This window comes from Variovorax sp. P1_G12, assembly GCF_056405555.1.
Genome location: NZ_JBFUBW010000028.1, coordinates 96,253 through 114,239, shown reverse-complemented (window position 1 = coordinate 114,239; position 17,987 = coordinate 96,253). Strand labels below are relative to the sequence as shown.

The following is a 17,987-nucleotide window of genomic DNA, read 5'->3' as shown; positions in this document are numbered from 1 at the left end:
GCCGCGCGCCGAGGCCCTGCTGCTGGCGGCCCGCGTGCGGCTGCGCCCGATCCTCATGACCACGCTGGCGATGATCTTCGGCATGGTGCCGCTGGCCTTCGCCGTGAGCGAAGGCTCCGAGCAGCGCGCGCCGATGGGCCAGGCCGTGATCGGCGGCGTCATCACCTCGTCGCTGCTGACGCTGGTGGTGGTGCCGGTCGTCTATTGCTACATGGACGACCTGGCCAACTGGGCCAGGCGCCGCTGGGCCGGACAGAAGAAGCCGGCCTGAATCCCTCGAAGACCTCCTCGATTCCGTGTCCAAACCCCTTCTCCCCATGGCGGCGCTCGCCGGCCTGCTCGCCACCGCATTCGCCCTTCCGGCCCACGGCCAGAGCCTGATCGAACTCTATGACGCGGCGAGCGCCTACGACGCCACCTATCAGGGCGCGCGGGCCCAGTACGACGCCAACCTGGCCCGGGCCGCACAGGCCAAGGCCGGCATCCTGCCGGCCGTGGGGCTCTCGGCCAACGCCACGGCCACTCATCAGGAACTCTCGACCGACAACGCCTTTCTCAACCGCGGCATCCCGACGCAGGCCGCCGGCATCAACGCCACGCAGCCGCTCTATCGGCCCGCCGACTGGGCCACCTACGCGCAGGGCAAGCGCCAGGTCGACATCGCCGAGGACGTGCTCAGGATCGCCGAGCAGGACCTCGTGGTCCGCGTGAGCCAGGCCTATTTCGATGTCCTGTCGAGCCAGGACAGCCTGACCCTGGTGCGGGCGCAGAAGATCGGCGTGGCCGAGCAGCTCGCCTCGGCCAAGCGCAACTTCGAGGTCGGCACCTCGACCATCACCGACACGCGCGAAGCCCAGGCCCGCTACGACCTGGTGCTGGCCCGGGAGATCGCGGCCGAGAACGACCTGCAGGTCAGGAAGATCGCGCTCGACCTGCTGGTCGGACGCCCCGGCAGCCAGCCGATTCCGCTGGCCGCGCCGGTGGTCCTGCCGGCGGTGCAGCCGGCCGACATCAATGCCTGGGTGACCCAGGCCGACGACGCGCACCCGGCGATCGAGCAGGCCCGGCTGGGCCTCGAGGTCGCGAAGCTCGAGGTCGAGAAGGCCCAGGCCGGCCACAAGCCCACACTCGACCTGCAACTGGGCTACAACGTCACGAACAATCCCAACGGCAGCCTCGCCGCCAGCGACAGGACCCGCGTGCATGCCGCGAGCATCGCGCTGGTCTTCAACATGCCGCTGTTCGCGGGCTTCGCCACCGAGAACCGCGTCAAGGAAACGCTGGCGCTCGAGGCGCAGTCGCGCGAGTCGCTCGCGTCGACCCGCCGCAGCGTCTCGCAGGCCACGCGCGCGGCCTATCTCGGCCTGGTCTCGGGCCTGAGCCAAGTGAAGGCGCTGGAAGCCGCCGCGGCCTCGAGCCAGAGTGCGCTCGACGCCACCCGGCGCGGCTACCAGGTGGGCGTGCGCATCAATATCGATGTGCTCAATGCCCAGGCCCAGCTCTTCGAGGCCCGGCGCGATCTCGCCATCGCACGCTACGGCGCCTGGGTGGACCATCTGAAACTGCGCCAGGCCAACGGCACGCTGCGTGCGAGCGACCTGCAGGGGGTGAACGACGCGCTGGCGCTCGAGGTCCGCGGTGTGGCCGCATCACCGACGCGATCCGCGGCCGGCAGCGGGCGCGCGACACCCCCGCCCCCGCGCGAACCGTCACCGATGGCGCCTGCCCGCGCGCAGCCGGTGCTCGTCACATGGATCGCCGAATAGGCTCCGGGCGGCGGCCGCGCCCTGCCGCTGGCTTGCAGTGCCCCCGCGAACGCGGGCCTCGGGCAGAGGCCCCAGCGCCTGTCGGCCTGCGCCGACAGTGCGCAAGGAGGCGCGCAGGATCGCCGCCGCCGGCACCACCGTAGAATCGCAGACCGCCCACCCTCCCGGCCCTGCCGCGACGGTCGGCGCCTTTTTCTGCGCGGCGGTAGCTCAACCGGATAGAGCACCAGCCTTCTAAGCTGGGGGTTACGGGTTCGATTCCTGTCCGCCGCGCCATCTTGCTGAAAAAAGTCGAAATTGCCCTCGGGCGCGCCGCACACTCCGCATGGTGACGCCCCACAGGAGAGATCGATGCTGCAGCAATCCCCCATGTATGCCTACATTCCCGCCCGGGATGTGGCCCGCGCCCGCCGCTTCTACGAGGACACGCTGGGCTTCAAGCCCAGGGCCGAGGTCGCCGGCGGGGTCCACTACGAGTTCGCCGGCGGCACCGGCTGCTTCCTGTATCCGACGCCGAACGCCGGCACTTCGCAGGCCAGCCAGGCCTTCTGGCAGGTCGAGGACATCGAGCGCGAAGTCGCCGATCTGAAGGCGCGCGGGGTCGTGTTCGAGGACTACGGCATGCCCGGCCAGGACGCCGATGGCATCGTGAACCAGGGCGGCGCCCGGGCCGCCTGGTTCAAGGACAGCGAGGGCAACATTCTGGCGGTGATCCAGGGCGCCTGAAGCGCGCCCCGGGGCCCGGGGCAGAACAAAGGCGCTCAGGCGCGCAGCAGGAAGCCGCTGGGCGGCGCCAGCCATTCGACGTCATCGACGCCGAAGTCCGGCCCTGACACCGATTCGCCGACGAAGAGCATCTTCTCTTCCTCCAGCAGGAAGCCCCGGTGCAGCACGCGCAGCCTGCAGCCGCCGAGGTCGATGCTTTCGCCAAGGCGCGGCTGCACGTCGTGCCACGAAAGAACCCAGCGCACCGGGCCGGGCGCCGATGCCAGCAGCAGTTCCCGGTGCCTCGGGTCGCCGGGGTCGGCGTCGATCAGCGCCCACTCGTTGCGCTCGCCGCCGACCAGATAGGCGTTGACCAGCATGTCCGCACGGCGCGCGGTCACCCGCAGCACCCGCGGCGACAGGAACATCGCGAGACCGTCGGCCAACTCGCAGCGGCCGTGGCCCTCGCCTTCCGGGTCGATACGGGCGATTTCGGCGTACGCGGGCTCCTCCGGGTTCACGGCCCGCAATCCGCCCTCGCCGATGGCCCGGCGCGGCATGACCAGCGGAATCTCCTGCAGCCCGCGGGCGTGCGCCAGGCAGGCTTCGGCGCTATCGAAGGCGCCAAGCTGCTCCAGGATTCGCCGTTGCACGTTCATGAGCCGCAGCCCACGCGCCGGGTCAAGGGCGTCGGCCGGCCGCAGCCACTGGTGTTCCACCGTTTCGCGGCCGTCGGGACGGGCTTGCTGCGCGGCGGGCGCCAGCGCGACGAAGAAGCGGGTGTCGAAGCGCCGCGGCATGCCCGGCGGCGTGAGCCAATGGGCGAAGTACGCCAGCCGGTCGGCTGCGAGCCGCCAGCCACGCTCGGCGCACAGCCCGAGCAGCGATTCGGCGCCCTCTTCCGTGGTCGCGCGAAGCGCCGCGATCGCCTCGGCCGCCATGCCGTCCAGCGCGACTGGCCGCCCATCGGCCTCGCAGGCGAACAGCAGGCCGGCCTCTTCGAAGCACTCGCGCACCGCCGCCACGTAGAAGTCGAGGCCATGGGCCGGCAGGCCGAGCCGTCGGCTGGCCGCGGCATCGTCGATCTCCTGGCAGCGTTCATGCAGCAGGCGGTCCTGCGGGTCCACGCCGCCGCCCGGGAAGACACTGGCGCCGCTGTTCTGGTCGCCTTCCTTCTCGGCACGGCGCAGCATCAGCACCTCGAGGCCGGCGGCACCGTCGCGCAGGACGATCAGCGTGGCCGCGAAGCGGATCGGACGCTTCGGCGCCGAAGTGGGGGGGTTGGGAGCTGAGTTCATTCGGAGTCGGGGGACGTTTTACCAGCTTCGCGTCTCGCCTGTTTTGGGGAGGAAGCCGGCGGCCGATTGCGCCACACTCCAGCGCGTCGATGGAGATCAGCCTTGGTGAAGAAGATTCAGCTCAATGACGAACAATGGCGCACGCTGCTGGCCCTGCACGAGGCCCATACGCGGCGTTCGCCGACCGATGCGATCAGCGTCTCCGAGCGCCTGCTCTCCAATGGCCTGGTCCGTTCCGACAGGCAAGGCGGCAAGTTCCTGACCGAACAGGGCCGCGAGCGTCTGAACCAGGGTCGCTGAGACACCGCCCCGGGTCGCAGCGACCTCAATCCGCCAGACGCAGCCCCTGGCGATCGATGCTGTCGACGATCTCGCGCAGCGAATTGCGACCCAGCCGCGAGAGCGCGAACAGCTTGCGGGCCGGCAGCCGGACGAGGTCGCGCACCGTGTGCAGTTCGTTGACGCGCAACAGGTTGGTCGTGCGCTCGCACAACCGCAGCACCGCGATGTCGGCGTCCAAAAGGGGGTCCGCGGCGGCGGCGAAGGCAGAGGGGCATGGATCCATGGCGATACTTCCTGAGAACGATGGCTGGAACTTGCACAGTTCGTGCCATCGGCGCGATCCCCTCGTTCCTCGCAATTTCGCTGGCGAATCGATTGCATCGCCTGAAAATCGAACAGTGAAATGTCTGCTTTTTAGGCAGTTGAACTTGTTTCATACAGGGTTTTCCAGAACCCGCCTCAGGCCAGGCGTTCGGCCATGAAATCGAGGAAACAGGTGATCCGCGCCGACAGTTGCGTGTTGCGGTAGTACACCGCGTTGATCGGCTGCCTCACTTCCACCGTGTCGCGCGCCAGCAACTGGACCAGATCGCCGCGCGCGCAATCGGCGGCGGTCATGAAGTCGGCCAGGCAGACGATGCCGGCGCCCGCGAGCGCGAGCTGGCGCAGCGTCTCGCCGCTCGACGCGGTGAGCGCTGCCGCGATCGGCCATTCGTCACCGTGCGTGCCGCGCAGCGGCCAGCGGTTGAGCGTTTCGGGCTGCGTGAAGCCGAGCAGCGCGTGCTGCGCCAGGCCCGCCACGCTCTTCGGCCGACCGTGCGCCTCGAGGTAGGCAGGGCTCGCCAGCACCCGCAGCCTGCTGGTGGCGATGGGGCGGGCATGCAGGGTCGAGTCGCGCAGCGCGCCGATGCGGATCGCGATGTCGGTGCGGCGCTCGAGCAGATCGATGTTGAGTTCGTCGCTGTCGAGCTCGAGTTCGATCTGCGGATAGGCGCGCCGGAACGCCGGCACCAGCGGCACGATGGCATGCAGCATGAACGGCGTGGCGGCATTGACGCGCAACCGCCCGGCGGGCTGCTGGCGCCGCGCGGCCATGTGCTCCTCGGCCTCGTCGATCGCGATCAGGATGGCGCGCGCGTGCGCCAGGAAGGCCCGTCCCTCCTCGGTGAGTTCGAGCCGCCGCGTGGTCCGGCGCAGCAGGGTGGTGGCCAGCTTGCGCTCCAGCCGGCCCAACGCCCGGCTGATGCCCGAGACGGTCTGTCCGAGCTGTTCGGCCGCGGCGGTGATCGAGCCGCCGTCGACCACGGCGGCAAAGGCCTGAAGTTCCTCGACAGTGGTTTTCAAAGGCGCCCCTCGCTCGAAGATTATTGATTCCTAGTCAAATATATTGTGCTTCGAACGGTGTTTTTCTGCAAAGGTCCCGGGCCCACACTCGCACCCTCATTCCAAGGAGTGCATTTCATGCCCATTGCTTTGCTGGCGCTGACCCTCAGCGCCTTCGCCATCGGAACGACCGAGTTCGTGATCGTCGGCCTGCTTCCCACCATCGCGGCCGACCTGCAGATCGGCCTGCCCTCGGCCGGCCTGCTGGTCAGCCTCTACGCGCTCGGCGTCGCCATCGGCGCGCCGGTGCTCACCGCGCTCACCGGCAAGCTGCCGCGCAAGGCGCTGCTGCTCGGCCTCATGGCGCTCTTCACGCTCGGCAACCTGCTGGCCTGGAAGGCGCCGGGCTACGAGACGCTGATCGCCGCGCGCATCCTGACCGGCCTCGCGCACGGGGTGTTCTTCTCGATCGGCTCGACCATCGCCACCGGCCTGGTGCCGAAGGAGAAGGCCGCCAGCGCGATCGCCATCATGTTCACCGGTCTCACCGTGGCGCTGGTCACCGGCGTGCCGCTGGGCACCTTCATCGGCCAGCATTTCGGCTGGCGCGAGACCTTCCTCGCCGTCTCGGCGCTGGGCGTCGTCGCCTTCGCCGGCAGCGCGCTGTTCGTGCCGAACGACATCCGCCACACGCCGCCGGCCTCGCTGGCGCAGCAGTTCCGGGTGCTGGCCGAGCCGCGCCTGCTGCTGGTCTATGCCAAGACCGCGATCGGCTACGGCGGCTCGTTCATCCCGTTCACCTTCCTGGCGCCGATCCTCACGGAGGTGTCGGGCTTCAGCGCCGGCGCGGTCGGCGCCGTGATGCTGGTCTACGGGCTTTCGGTCGCGGCCGGCAACATCTGGGGCGGCAGGCTGGCCGACCGGCGCGGTGCGATCCCGGCGCTCAGGATCATCTTCGCGCTGCTCGCCGCCGTGCTGCTGATGTTGAGCTTCACGGCGCCGCACAAGTGGCTCGCGCTGGCCACCGTGCTGCTGTGGGGCGCGGTCGCCTTCGGCAACGTGCCCGGGCTCCAGGTCTACGTGGTGCAGCAGGCCGAGCGCTACACGCCGGAGGCGGTCGACGTCGCCTCGGGACTCAACATCGCGGCCTTCAACCTCGGCATCGCCGGCGCGGCCTGGGCCGGTGGCTTGGTGGTCACGCACCTGGGCCTGGTCCATACCGGCTGGATCGGCGCCCTGGTGGTGATGGTCGCGTTCGCCCTCACCGTCTGGAGCGGGCGGCTCGACCGCACCCGCACGGCCTCCCCCTCGCTCGATTTCAACCACCCCAGGACCACTTCATGACCCCCAGCATTCCTCCCTTCGGCCTCGGCACCTTCCGCCTCCAGGGCCAGGCTGCCATCGACTCGGTCGCCACCGGGCTGGCGCTCGGCTACCGCGCGGTCGACACCGCGCAGATCTACGGCAACGAGGCCGAGGTCGGCCGGGCGATCGCCGACAGCGGCGTGGCGCGCGACGCGCTCTTTCTCACGACCAAGATCTGGACCGACCACTACGCCCGCGACAGGCTGATCCCGAGCCTCAAGGACAGCCTCGCCAAGCTGCGCACCGACCACGCGGACCTGGTGCTGATCCACTGGCCCTCGCCGGGTGGCGCGGTGCCGGTGGCCGAGTTCATGGGCGCATTGGCCGAAGCCAAGCGCCAAGGCCTCGCGAAGCGGATCGGGGTCTCGAACTTCAACATCGATCTGATGCGTCAAGCCATCGCAGCGGTCGGCGCGAGCGAGATCGCGACCCACCAGGTCGAGCTGCATCCCTACCTGCAGAACCGCAAGGTGGCCGAGTTCGCGGCCAGCCAGGGCATCGCCATCACTTCGTACATGACGCTGGCCTATGGCGCGGTGCTGCAGGATCCGGTGATCCGGCAGATTGCCGAAGCGCATTCGGCGACGCCGGCGCAGGTCGCGCTGGCCTGGGCCATGCAACTGGGCCATGCGGTGATCCCGTCGTCCACCCAGCGCGCCCACCTCGAAAGCAATCTGCGGGCACGGGCGCTTCGGCTCTCCGACGGCGAGATGGCGCGGATCGCGCTGCTGGAGCGCAATGGGCGGCTCACCAGTCCCGAAGGCCTGGCTCCGGCCTGGGATTGATCCGCGCCGGCCTCACATCGCCTGGACTTCGAGCGCGTTGTCGACGGTCGCGACGCCTCGGACGCTGCCGGCCAGTTCGCCGGCGCGCGCCTTGGCCGCCGCGCTGGGTGCCGGACCTGCCAGGTGCACCACGCCGCCCTTCGTTTCGACGTCGATGCGGCTCGCGCTCAACTCGGCATCCCTGGCCAGCGCCCGGGTCACTTCCAGGGTGATGGCGGCGTCGTCGACAGTCGCCACCGCAGCGGCTCCGGCGCCCTTGATGGCGTTCTTGACCGCCGCGGCATCCTGCTTCACTTGCGGCGAGGTGACAAAGGCCCGGGTCTTGTCGCGCGCCAGCTCGGCCATTTCGGCGGTCTTGTCGGCCGCTGCGGCAGCGGCTTTCGCGGTCTTCTCGACCGCGGCGTCGGCCTCGCGGCGGGCGGCATCGTCGCTCGCACGGTCGCTGCAGGCCACCAGCGAAAAGACACCGGCGGCGAGCGCCAGCACGAGTGGCTTCGGTCGGTGGTGCGTCATGCGCTCCCCCTTGTCGTCGATGAACCCATGACGGCCACGTTAGCGGCCGTCGAGCGACGCCGCGCGGCGATGGCGCCGCAAGCTCTTGTAGGCCGACGGCGCGCCGTTTGGCTACTGCTGCGGGAAGCGCTTCAACATGGTGCGTCCGAGGGAGGTGATCTCGTTGACGGTGGCCGGCGGCTGGATGTAGCCATTCAGCGTGCGCAAAGGCTTGGGGATCATCGCCTTGATATGCCCAGCCATGCTGAGCACGCGAACGGCGTCGACCTCCTCACCTGTGGTGACGGCGACGGGCAGCTCCTGGGCTGCCAAACGATGGAGTAAGTACATGGCCACGGCGAGAGTATGCCGTCTGCGGCCTGGCGGCCTGCTTACACTCGCCCGACCCAGCTCGATTCGAACGCCATGCACATCCAGGAAGCCGTTGCCAGCCGCCACTCGATCCGTGCCTTCCTGCCGACGCCGGTCGACGGCGAAACCATCCGCCGGGTGCTGACACAGGCCGCGCGCGCACCTTCGGGCGGCAACCTGCAGCCCTGGCACATCGACGTGCTCGCGGGCGATGCCCTCGCGACGCTGAAGGCGCGCATGCGAGAGCGCCTGGTCGAGGGAGGCGAGCCGGAACCGATCGACTACGACATCTATCCCCCCGCGCTGCGCGCGCCCTGGCGCGACCGCCGCTTCCAGGTCGGCGAGGCGATGTACGCGCGCCTGGGCATCCCGCGCGAGGACAAGGCCGCGCGCCGGCGCTGGTTCTCCCGCAATTTCGACTTCTTCGGCGCGCCCCTGGCGCTGTTCTGCTCGGTCGATCGCACGATGGGCCCGCCGCAGTGGTCGGACCTGGGCATGTACCTGCAAACCGTGATGCTGCTGCTGCGCGCCGAAGGCCTCGACAGCTGCGCCCAGGAATGCTGGGCGATCTACCCCGCCACCGTCGCCGGTGCCATCGAGTTGCCGCCCGAGCGCATGCTGTTCTGCGGCATGTCGATCGGCCAGCGCGATCCCGCGCATCCGGTCAACGGCCTCGTGAGCGACCGCGCGCCCGCCAGCGAGTGGCTCAGCTTCCGGGGGGTCTAGGGCCTGTTCACCCTATAGGCCCCGCGCTCAGCCGGCCGGCTGAGCGTCGCTGAAACGCGGCGCGCGCCGCTCGACATTGGCGCGCACCGCCTCGGTCTGGTTGGGGCTTCCAATCAGGGCCTTCTGCTCGAGCGATTCGGCCAGCAGGAGTTCGGCGGCGCCCGGGCCCATGGCCGCGTTGAGCAGCCGCTTGCCGGCGCGGATCGCATCGGGATTCTTCTGCGCGATCTCGTGCGCCATCTTCAGCGCCTCGGCCAGCGGGTCGGCCGCAAGCCGCGTGGCGAAACCGAGCGCCAAGGCCTCCTCGCCCGAGAAGATGCGCCCGGTGAAGGTGAGTTCCCGCACCACGTCGTCGCGCGCCAGCTCGCGCATCAGCACGATGCCGCCCATATCGGGCACCAGGCCCCACTTGATCTCCATCACCGACATCCGGGTGTCCGGCGCAACCAGCCGCACGTCGGCGCCGAGCGCCACCTGGAAGCCGCCGCCGAAGGCGACGCCATGCACCGCGGCGATCACCGGCACCGGCACCTGGCGCCAGACCATCGCCACCTGCTGCGCCGCGTTGGCGATGCCGTGGGTGCGCGCCATGATGTCGACGTTCGCTGCGCCTGCGCCCAGGACCGCGCCGGCGCCCTGCCCCATGCGTTCGAAGGACTGCATGTCGAGCCCCGCGCAGAAGGCCTTGCCGCGGCCTGCCAGCACCACCGCGCGCACGCCGGCGTCGCTGCACAGGCGGCTGCCGGCATCGATCAGGGCGTCGAACATCGCCGGGTCCAGCGCGTTCATCTTGTCGGCGCGCGACAGCTGCAGTTCGACGACGCCATCGGCATGGCGGATGGATTCGATGCGATCGTTCACGGGGTGTCTCCTGGTGTTCGGTTGACGACGAGTATCGATGCTCGGCGATGATGGCGGTGTCGCCCAGTCAACAGAGACCCTCCAGACCCTCGCCATGCCGCTCGCCCGCCGCCAGTTCCTGCAATCCGGAGCCGCCGCCACCATCGTCTCCCTCCTGGGCGAGGCCTGCGCCCTGCCGGCCGGCGAACGCCGCCTCGGCTTCAGCGCCGTGCCCGCCACGCTGCGCGACGCGGTCACCGTGCCGCCCGGATACGAAGCGCAGGTGCTCTATCCCTGGGGTACGCCGACCGGCATCGCGTCGTCGATGCCGGCCTTCGCCCCCGACGCGTCGAACAGCGCGGCCGACCAGTCGGTGCAGGCCGGCATGCACCACGACGGCATGCACTTCTTCGCGCTCGACGGCCGCGCCGATCGCGGCCTCTTGGTGATGAACCACGAATACACCGACGAGCTGCTGCTGCATCCGGACGGCACGACGCCCTGGACCGCCGACAAGGCCCGCAAGTCGCTGCACGCCATGGGCGTCTCGGTGATCGAGGTCGAACTCGACGCCACCGGCTGGCGCCAGGTGCTGCCATCGCGCTACGCCCGACGGGTGCACGGCCGCACGCCGATGCGCATCGCGGGCCCGGCGGCCGGCAGCCCGCTGATGCGCACCGCCGCCGATCCGACCGGCGAGCGGGTCGACGGCACCTTCGCCAACTGCGCGATGGGCGTCACGCCCTGGGGCACCTACCTCACTTGCGAGGAGAACTTCCAGGTCTACTTCGGCGCTCCGAAGGCATCGCTGGCGCAGGCCACCGCGGCGCAGCGCCGCTATGGCCTGGCCACCGGCTCCTGGGTCGACTACTGGCGCGTCGACGAGCGCTTCGACCTCGCGAAGCACCCGAACGAATCGAACCGCTTCGGCTGGGTGGTCGAGATCGACCCCTTCGATCCCGCGTCCATACCGGTCAAGCGCACCGCCCTCGGGCGCAAGCACCAGGAGAGCGCCACCTGCACGCTCACGAAGGACGGCCGGCTCGCGGTCTACATGGGCGACGACTCGAACTTCGAATACATCTACAAGTTTGTGAGCCGCGACAAGGTCCGGCCCGGCAGCGATGCGGCGGCGCGGGTCGCCAACCGGCACCTGCTCGACGAGGGCACGCTCCATGTCGCGCGTTACGACGCCGGCGGCCGCGGGCAGTGGCTGGCGCTGCGGCATGGCCACGGCGGCATCGACGCCGCGAGCGGCTTCGCCGACCCGGCCGAAGTGCTGATCCATGCCCGGCTGGCCGCCGACATCGTCGGCGCGACCCGGATGGACCGGCCCGAATGGATCGCGGTCGAGCCGGCGAGCGGCGAGGCCTATGTCGCGCTGACCCACAACCGCCTGCGCGGCCGGCCGGGCATGCCGCCGGTCGACGCCGCGAATCCGCGTGCCGACAACCTCTTCGGCGGCATCCTGCGCTGGCGCGAGGACGGCCGCGATGCGGCGAGCACCACCTTCTCCTGGGACCACTTCGCACTGGCCGGCGACCCTGCCGTGCCGGGTGCGGGCGTGCGCTATCCAAGCGCTGACGCCGACGCCTTCGGCAGCCCCGACGGCCTGCACTTCGACAGCAGCGGGCTGCTCTGGATCCAGACCGACATGAGCGGGCCATCGATCGGCAAGGGACCGACGGCCGCGCTGGGCAACAACCAGATGCTCTGCGCCGACCCCGCGAGCGGGCGCATCAAGCGCTTCCTGGTCGGGCCGAGCGGCTGCGAGATCACGGGCTGCGTGCTGACGCCGGACCGCCGCAGCCTGTTCGTCAACATCCAGCATCCGGGCGAGACGCGCGACGAGGTCAGCGGCAGGCCGAACAGCGCCTGGCCCGACGGCACGGTGCCCGGCAGCGCGAGGCCGCGCTCGGCCACGGTGGTCGTGCGGCGCCAGGACGGCGGTATCGTCGGCACCTGAAACAGAAAAAAAGGAAACAGGACATGGCCATCCGCATCGTTCGCCTCGGCAGCGACCGCGCACCCGACGAGGGGCTGCGCATCGGTACGGTTCGTCGGCCGCCGCGCGGCGTTCCCAAGGCCGAATTCGCCACGCAGAATTGGTACGACGTCTGGTACCCGAACCTGGCGCCCTCGGTCGAGACGATGAAGCAGGCGCAGGCCGCGCTGGCCTCGGGCGTGCCCGCGCAATGGGCCGCCTTCGGGCGCAAGTACAAGGGCGAAATGGCCGAGGCGGATGCGAGCCGCAGCCTGGACCTTCTGGCCGCGCTGTCGCACCAGAGCGCGTTCTCGGTCGGCTGCTATTGCGAGGACGAGGCGCATTGCCACCGGTCGTTCCTGCGGGCGCTGCTGGCCGAGCGCGGCGCGGAGATCGTCGATTGAGCGCCCACGGCCGGAGCCAAGAATGTCCAACGCCACTTCACACCTGACCTCCCCCGCGCTCGAAGCCTTCGTCGCCGAGGCCCAGAACCGCAGCCGGAATCAACCCGACCCGGCCGACTGCGTGCTGGCCCTGGCGCCGCTGATGCTTGACCTGATCGATCAGGCCGATGAGTTCCTGGAGCCACGGCACTATCGGAGTACCGGCGCCAGCTACACCCGCAACCTCGTCTACGAGGCGGCGGACAAGAGTCTCTCCCTGTACGCGTTGGTCTGGCTGCCCGGTCAATGGACCCCCGTCCACGACCACGGGAGCTGGGGTGTCGTCGGCGTGCTCGAAGGTGTGCTGGAGGAGCGCAGCTACGTCCGGCTATCGCCGGATCGGGGAGCCGACGAGGAGATCGACCTCGCGCGAGGCGGCATCGTGCTGCTGCGCAAGGGCGCGGTCACGAGCTTCGTACCGAATCCCGATCACATCCATGTCACCGGGGTGCCGGCGGAGCGGCCCCGAGCGGTCAGTCTGCACCTCTACGGCAGGTCGATGAGCAACTTCAACGTCTACGACGTGCACGCGCGTACACGCCGTTGCATCGAGGTCGCGCACAACGAAAGCTGAGTCCGACTGATGCCCTGAATGACCGCGAGACGCATGGAGATCGACCATCAGATCGATTCTTGATTGACCCGCCTCGACAGCTCTGCGGCGCTCTCCTTGCGCTCGCTATAGCGGTCGACCAGGTAGGTCGTGACGTCGCGCGTCAGCAGCGTGAACTTGAACAACTCCTCCATGACGTCGACGATCCGGTCGTAGTAGCTCGACGGCTTCATGCGCCCGGCCTCATCGAACTCCAGGAACGCCTTGGCCACCGAAGACTGGTTGGGAATGGTGACCATGCGCATCCATCGGCCGAGCACGCGCATCTGGTTCACGGCATTGAACGATTGCGACCCCCCTGAGACCTGCATCACGGCAAGCGTCTTGCCCTGCGTGGGGCGTACCGCTCCCAAGGCGAGCGGAATCCAGTCGATCTGCGCCTTCATGATGCCGGTCATTGCGCCGTGCCGCTCCGGCGAGGTCCACACCATGCCTTCGGCCCATTGGGCGAGCTCGCGCAATTCCCGGACCTTGGGGTGACTGTCCGGTGTGCTGTCGGGCAATGGCAAGCCGGCGGGGTCGAACACCTTGACCTCGCCTCCCATCGCTTCCAGGAGTCGCGCTGCTTCGAGAGTCACGAGCCGGCTGTACGAGCGTTCCCGCAAGGAGCCGTAGAGCATCAGAAAGCGTGGCTTGTGGCGAGAGGGCTCGCGCACACTCAGGCGGTCCGACGTCGGAACGTCGAACAACGCGGCGTCGAGGGAGGGAAACGTAGCGGGGCTTCGAAAGGGAGTGACTTCAGACATAGGAGGTTTCAGGAATCGGCTTGGCCGGCTTCGTACCAGTTCTGGGTACGGTTCACGACCGCGACGACCGCGAGCATCACCGGCACCTCGATCAGCACCCCGACGACGGTCGCGAGCGCAGCGCCGGATTGAAAGCCGAACAGGCTGATGGCCGTGGCCACCGCCAGCTCGAAGAAGTTGCTCGCGCCAATGAGCGCGGACGGGCCGGCCACGCAGTGCTTGACCCCAAGCCTGCGGTTGAGCACGTAGGCCAGCCCCGAATTGAGGACCACCTGGATGAGGATCGGCACCGCCAGCAATGCAATGACCAATGGCTGGTGCAGGATGGCTTCGCCCTGGAATGCGAACAACAGGACCAGCGTCAGCAGAAGCGCCCCGATGGAAAGCGGGCCCAGCTTCGCAACGACTGCCTGGAAATGCCCCACGCCACGACGCAGCAGCGCCTTGCGCCAACCCTGCGAGATGATGACCGGCACCACGATGTAGAGGCCAACCGAAACCAGAAGGGTGTCCCAAGGAACGGCGATGGAGGAAAGGCCCAGCAGCAGGGCCACGACCGGCGCGAAGGCGACCACCATGATGGCGTCGTTCAAGGCGACCTGGGACAGCGTGAAATACGGGTCGCCCCTGCAGAGCTGGCTCCACACAAACACCATGGCCGTGCACGGCGCGGCCGCCAGGAGGATGAGCCCGGCGACATAGCTGTCGAGCTGCTCGGCAGGCAGGTACGGGGCGAAGACGTGGCGGATGAAAATCCAGCCCAGCAGGGCCATGGAGAAGGGCTTGACCGCCCAGTTGACGAACAGCGTCACGCCAATGCCACGCCAGTGCGAGGTCACCTGGCCGAGCGCGCTGAAGTCAATCTTCAGCAGCATCGGAACGATCATGACCCAGATGAGCAGCCCGACAGGGACGTTGACCTTGGCCACCTCGAGACTTGCCACCTGTTGGAAGAAGCCAGGCAGCAGTTGACCCAGGCCGATGCCGACGACGATGCACAAGGCCACCCACACCGTCAGGTAGCGTTCAAAGAAGCTGATGGCGGGCTTGACTGGCGCCGCTGCCGCGATGGCGGAAGTGATCATCGGAGAACTAGCTCTTCGAAATGCGGGTGAGCGCGGCCTGCAGATCGGTGCTGCCGAGGTCGGTCAGCGGCAGTGCGAGAAGCTGGAGCATGCGGTAGCCGATGGCCTGGCGCGTGAGCTCGAACGCGCTGGCCTTCTCGGCTTCTTGCGCGTTCGAGGGATCCGGGTACCCCCAGTGGACCTTGACGGGACTGCCTGGCCAGTACGGGCATTGTTCGGCGGCCGCGCTGTCGCACACGGTAATGACGATGTGCATTTCCGGGGAGGCGTCGCCGGTGAACTCGTCCCAGCTTTTGCTGCGGCAACCCTGGGTGCTGACGCCGGCTGCTTCCAGCGCCTCAAGTGCCCGGGGGTTGATCCGACCGCTGGGTGCGCTGCCCGCGCTGTAGGCACGGACGTCCTTGCCGAGCGCTTGTGCCCAGTGATTGAGCATGCCCTCGGCGAGCACGCTGCGCGCAGAGTTGTGCGTGCAGAGAATCAGAACGTTGATGGTCATTTGTCGCATCCCGATATCAGCCTCGATGAGGCAGGCTTGGCGTGCCTGCGCGCTTCATCGCGGGCACCCATGAATGAGGTCAACACTTGCAGGCATCGCCGGCCGTGTCTAGAGCGCAGGCGGCGCCTTGGCAGCAGTTGTCGGTGAGGTAGCCGAGCAACGCGCTCATGTTGTCGTATGCGGCCCTGTAGATGAGGTGGCGACTGGCGCGCTCCTGGGTCACCAAGCCCGAGTTCGCCAGTTCCTTCAGATGGAAAGAAAGCGTGGCGGGGGCGACGCCCAGTGCTTCCTGGATGACGCCTGGCGTGAGCCCGCTCTGCCCGGCCACCACCAACGCGCGAAAAACCTCGAGGCGCAACGGGTGAGCCAACGCCGCCAACGCCTGAACGACCTCTCTTGATTCCATAGTTCGAGAATAATCGAAATACATCTCATGGGTCAAGACCGTCGCACCGGGATCATCGATCCGACGGAACTTCCGGCGCAGCGCGCATCGCCCGAGGCATCGCGCTGCGGGGCGCTGTCACGGAACGGGCTCATGCAGCGGCGAGCCAGCGTTGCAACGTGGCGCTTTTCCCTGCAACGTTCAGATGCCGTCTGACAGACGGCGGCGACCCGAATTTGAAAAGGTTTCCCCTTTGCCACAACCTGCCCGAAGGGGCGCCCGGGTTCTTGCGAAGACCTGCGAGCGCCCGGGAGCAAAGGAGTTCAAGATGATGAGCCCATCCGCTGCCGTATCTGGCTGGCCCGCGATGCCCGAGGAACCCGTTGCGTACGTACAGGTCAGCGACTACCTCGGCTTGCTCTTGCGTCGAACGGATACTGTGGGCCCCACTTGTCCCTCCTGTCACACGGTCAACCGCGGTCGTGCCCTCCACTGCCGTGCTTGCGGCGAGTCGATGCCGTCCACGATCGACGATCAGGTCGAAAATCTGCTGGCGCACCACGCATCCGAGAAGACCGATGATCCGGATGCCAGCGCGCTGGGCAACGTTCTGCGACTGGCCTTGGTGCCATCACTGGTGCTTTTTGCGGCATTCGTTGCTTGGTATGCGACTCGCATGGAATCGAGAGTGCGATTCGAGCCTTCGGCAATGGCCCTGTCGACGCCCGCCGCGACGGTCGTGCCTCAGTCGGCACAGGTGACGCAAGGGGACCGCGCGAGACTCGCCACATTCGACTCGCGAACCCACAACGGGGAAACCAAAATCCAACCGGGGCGCGATGAACCGCAGGTCAAGAACGACGATGAACCTGTTGCGCAACCTTCTGCCGCCTCAACCTTCTCGCCGCGAAAATCTCGAAGGCCATTGAGGGCGGCCGCTCTGAATCCGGACCCGCTGGCAGCCTGCAGAAGTCGAAATTTCCTGGCTCGCGCCGTCTGTGTCAACGCTCGGTGCGCCGAGCCAAGAGCCGCGCGCTGGAGTGAATGCCGCGAAGCGCTGAGGCAGCGGCGGATCGACGAAGCGCGGCGCAATCCGACCTTGGTGGGGTAATGCGTCCCGCTTCCACCGGCATCTCAATGAGCTGAATCACCGCTCCTGCGCCACGATTGCGTGTGCAGTCGACTATGCTGACGAGGCATGGCCGAAAGCTACATCTGGCCTGGCGAATCAGGTTCTTCGGGACCGTCGCGCAACGGCAGGTGGTGCGGCGTTCCCTCTGCCAAGCGATCCGCTCCGAAGGCGCGGGCCAACTCTTCAAGTGCGCTTATTGCAATAGCGAATGCAAATATCCGCTCTTCGCGCGAACGCAGGGGCGAGCCCGGCGGCGGATCCAGGGAGTCTCTCAAGCGCTCGCAGGCAGCTTCCCATCCAAGTCTCGCACGTGCTCGTGCAGTGTCCTTCGGCATGATTCCGCCCTATTGAAGATTGCAGCGCCTGCCAGATAGACAAGCGATCAACAATCAACAAATCCATCCGATGGCGCAACTGCTTTTACGCGCGGTTTCTACCGAAACCGCTTCGTAAACTTCCGGACGACGCCGATCACTCTTGCCGTTCCCAGGGGTCGCGCAGTTCCTTACATAGTCCGATCCAGGCAGAACTCAATGAACTCGTCCAATTCGGTCGATTTGTCGAAGACCGCGTCGGCTCCAAACGCCTTGCAGCGTGAGCGCATATCCCGGGTCGCATAGTTGCTGAGCACAGCGACCCTTTGGCCAGGGTCGCGCACCCTGCAAGAGGCCAACACGGTCAGCCCGCTTCCCTCGGTCAGGAACAGATCCACGACCGCCAAATCCCACTCGCCGGAATGGACGGCGAGCCAATCGGACGCCTCCAGCGCGCTCCCTGAAAACCCGACAACCTCCACATGCGCCAACTCCGTGAGGGCGTCTTCGAGATTGGCCCGTATGACCTCGTTGTCCTCGACCAGAAACGCCCGCAGGGGCAGCCCCGAATGAATCACGAACGCCACTCCCCATCCGGCGGCGCTCGGGGGCCAATCCCCAGCGGCGTCGATACGCCCGCCTTTGCGCGGAAGATTTGACGAGTTGCCATCCAAAGACATGGCATTCCAATTCCCCATAGACAACGAACGTGCCCGTCGGAAACAGGATAGGCTCTCCAATTTTTTCTGCTGTAGGACCAACGCCCTCCGCGCATTGCCTTTATGCCGCGCTTGCGTCCGGAGCCGCGTGCGACCCGGCAGGACTCGTCGACCCC

General features: G+C 67.9%; 22 protein-coding genes and 1 tRNA gene. 12 read left to right on the top strand and 11 right to left on the bottom strand.

Translation table 11 applies throughout. The features are described from left to right. From AC1D2O_RS27540 to AC1D2O_RS27525, 4 genes are all read left to right on the top strand, one after another. Positions 1-271: efflux RND transporter permease subunit (locus AC1D2O_RS27540; protein WP_478158223.1), on the top strand; the 271-nt coding region annotated here is incomplete at its 5' end. A gap of 46 nt (positions 272-317) precedes the next feature. Next, entirely contained in the window at positions 318-1,766 is a 1,449-nt protein-coding gene (locus AC1D2O_RS27535; RefSeq protein WP_478158224.1) for a TolC family outer membrane protein, read from the top strand. A 199-nt stretch (positions 1,767-1,965) separates the two neighbouring features. Further along, positions 1,966-2,042, top strand: a tRNA-Arg gene (locus AC1D2O_RS27530). 75 nt (positions 2,043-2,117) lie between these two features. Next, positions 2,118-2,492 carry a VOC family protein gene (locus tag AC1D2O_RS27525; RefSeq protein WP_478089836.1) on the top strand — a complete coding sequence of 125 codons (375 nt, stop codon included), beginning with the start codon at positions 2,118-2,120 and terminating at the stop codon, positions 2,490-2,492. Positions 2,493-2,527: 35 nt separating this feature from the next. Here the strand turns inward: AC1D2O_RS27525 and AC1D2O_RS27520 are convergent, their stop codons facing one another. Then, a complete protein-coding gene (locus tag AC1D2O_RS27520) occupies positions 2,528-3,769 on the bottom strand; it encodes an NUDIX hydrolase (RefSeq protein ID WP_478089835.1) in 1,242 nt (413 codons plus the stop codon). A gap of 102 nt (positions 3,770-3,871) precedes the next feature. On the opposite strand from AC1D2O_RS27520, the gene AC1D2O_RS27515 reads away from it, so the two are divergent. Further along, the gene (locus AC1D2O_RS27515) at positions 3,872-4,069 is read left to right on the top strand and encodes a hypothetical protein (protein WP_478089834.1); all 198 of its coding nucleotides are present in this window, start codon (positions 3,872-3,874) and stop codon (positions 4,067-4,069) included. 25 nt (positions 4,070-4,094) lie between these two features. Here AC1D2O_RS27515 and AC1D2O_RS27510 read toward each other — a convergent pair whose 3' ends face one another. After that, positions 4,095-4,334, bottom strand: coding sequence for a DNA-directed RNA polymerase subunit alpha C-terminal domain-containing protein (locus tag AC1D2O_RS27510; protein WP_478089833.1), 240 nt, complete (start codon positions 4,332-4,334; stop codon positions 4,095-4,097). Between the two features lie 176 nt (positions 4,335-4,510). Beyond that, positions 4,511-5,395, bottom strand: a complete 885-nt coding sequence (locus tag AC1D2O_RS27505) for a LysR substrate-binding domain-containing protein (protein ID WP_478089832.1) — start codon at positions 5,393-5,395, stop codon at positions 4,511-4,513. Positions 5,396-5,512: 117 nt separating this feature from the next. On the opposite strand from AC1D2O_RS27505, the gene AC1D2O_RS27500 reads away from it, so the two are divergent. Both AC1D2O_RS27500 and dkgB read left to right on the top strand, forming a co-directional pair. Next, on the top strand, positions 5,513-6,718 hold the full coding sequence (locus tag AC1D2O_RS27500) for an MFS transporter (protein ID WP_478158222.1): 1,206 nt from the start codon (positions 5,513-5,515) through the stop codon (positions 6,716-6,718). Beyond that, entirely contained in the window at positions 6,715-7,524 is an 810-nt protein-coding gene (gene dkgB / locus AC1D2O_RS27495; RefSeq protein WP_478089830.1) for a 2,5-didehydrogluconate reductase DkgB, read from the top strand. Before AC1D2O_RS27500 ends, dkgB begins: the two co-directional genes overlap by 4 nt. A gap of 12 nt (positions 7,525-7,536) precedes the next feature. Here dkgB and AC1D2O_RS27490 read toward each other — a convergent pair whose 3' ends face one another. Beyond that, positions 7,537-8,037 carry a BON domain-containing protein gene (locus AC1D2O_RS27490; RefSeq protein ID WP_478089829.1) on the bottom strand — a complete coding sequence of 167 codons (501 nt, stop codon included), beginning with the start codon at positions 8,035-8,037 and terminating at the stop codon, positions 7,537-7,539. Positions 8,038-8,148: 111 nt separating this feature from the next. Next, the gene (locus AC1D2O_RS27485; RefSeq protein ID WP_478089828.1) at positions 8,149-8,373 is read right to left on the bottom strand and encodes a hypothetical protein; all 225 of its coding nucleotides are present in this window, start codon (positions 8,371-8,373) and stop codon (positions 8,149-8,151) included. A gap of 69 nt (positions 8,374-8,442) precedes the next feature. On the opposite strand from AC1D2O_RS27485, the gene AC1D2O_RS27480 reads away from it, so the two are divergent. After that, positions 8,443-9,114, top strand: coding sequence for a nitroreductase (locus AC1D2O_RS27480; protein ID WP_478089827.1), 672 nt, complete (start codon positions 8,443-8,445; stop codon positions 9,112-9,114). 27 nt (positions 9,115-9,141) lie between these two features. On the opposite strand, the gene AC1D2O_RS27475 is transcribed toward AC1D2O_RS27480, so the two are convergent. Further along, positions 9,142-9,975 (bottom strand): crotonase/enoyl-CoA hydratase family protein, encoded by an 834-nt coding sequence (locus AC1D2O_RS27475; protein WP_478089826.1) that lies wholly within the window; start codon positions 9,973-9,975, stop codon positions 9,142-9,144. A gap of 94 nt (positions 9,976-10,069) precedes the next feature. Here AC1D2O_RS27475 and AC1D2O_RS27470 point away from each other — a divergent pair, with 94 nt between their 5' ends. From AC1D2O_RS27470 to AC1D2O_RS27460, 3 genes are read left to right on the top strand one after another with little or no spacing between them, the layout of a single operon-like run. Beyond that, positions 10,070-11,920 carry a PhoX family protein gene (locus AC1D2O_RS27470; protein WP_478089825.1) on the top strand — a complete coding sequence of 617 codons (1,851 nt, stop codon included), beginning with the start codon at positions 10,070-10,072 and terminating at the stop codon, positions 11,918-11,920. A 23-nt stretch (positions 11,921-11,943) separates the two neighbouring features. Further along, entirely contained in the window at positions 11,944-12,342 is a 399-nt protein-coding gene (locus AC1D2O_RS27465; RefSeq protein ID WP_478089824.1) for a DUF488 domain-containing protein, read from the top strand. A gap of 22 nt (positions 12,343-12,364) precedes the next feature. Further along, positions 12,365-12,955: a cysteine dioxygenase family protein gene (locus AC1D2O_RS27460; protein WP_478089823.1), complete on the top strand. Its 591-nt coding sequence runs from the start codon at positions 12,365-12,367 to the stop codon at positions 12,953-12,955. Positions 12,956-13,002: 47 nt separating this feature from the next. Here the strand turns inward: AC1D2O_RS27460 and arsH are convergent, their stop codons facing one another. The 4 genes from arsH to AC1D2O_RS27440 all read right to left on the bottom strand — a co-directional run bounded on the left by arsH (position 13,003) and on the right by AC1D2O_RS27440 (position 15,727). Beyond that, positions 13,003-13,740, bottom strand: coding sequence for an arsenical resistance protein ArsH (gene arsH / locus AC1D2O_RS27455; protein ID WP_478158221.1), 738 nt, complete (start codon positions 13,738-13,740; stop codon positions 13,003-13,005). An 8-nt stretch (positions 13,741-13,748) separates the two neighbouring features. Beyond that, positions 13,749-14,825, bottom strand: coding sequence for an ACR3 family arsenite efflux transporter (gene arsB / locus AC1D2O_RS27450; RefSeq protein ID WP_478158220.1), 1,077 nt, complete (start codon positions 14,823-14,825; stop codon positions 13,749-13,751). A gap of 7 nt (positions 14,826-14,832) precedes the next feature. After that, positions 14,833-15,321 carry an arsenate reductase ArsC gene (locus AC1D2O_RS27445; protein ID WP_477650845.1) on the bottom strand — a complete coding sequence of 163 codons (489 nt, stop codon included), beginning with the start codon at positions 15,319-15,321 and terminating at the stop codon, positions 14,833-14,835. A gap of 79 nt (positions 15,322-15,400) precedes the next feature. Further along, positions 15,401-15,727 (bottom strand): ArsR/SmtB family transcription factor, encoded by a 327-nt coding sequence (locus AC1D2O_RS27440; protein ID WP_477650846.1) that lies wholly within the window; start codon positions 15,725-15,727, stop codon positions 15,401-15,403. Positions 15,728-16,220: 493 nt separating this feature from the next. Between AC1D2O_RS27440 and AC1D2O_RS27435 the strand changes: the two genes are divergently transcribed. After that, complete coding sequence (locus AC1D2O_RS27435) at positions 16,221-16,817, top strand: hypothetical protein (protein ID WP_478092883.1); 597 nt, start codon at positions 16,221-16,223, stop codon at positions 16,815-16,817. Between the two features lie 526 nt (positions 16,818-17,343). Here the strand turns inward: AC1D2O_RS27435 and AC1D2O_RS27430 are convergent. Then, positions 17,344-17,739 (bottom strand): response regulator, encoded by a 396-nt coding sequence (locus AC1D2O_RS27430; protein ID WP_478092884.1) that lies wholly within the window; start codon positions 17,737-17,739, stop codon positions 17,344-17,346. Positions 17,740-17,987 lie beyond the last annotated feature (248 nt).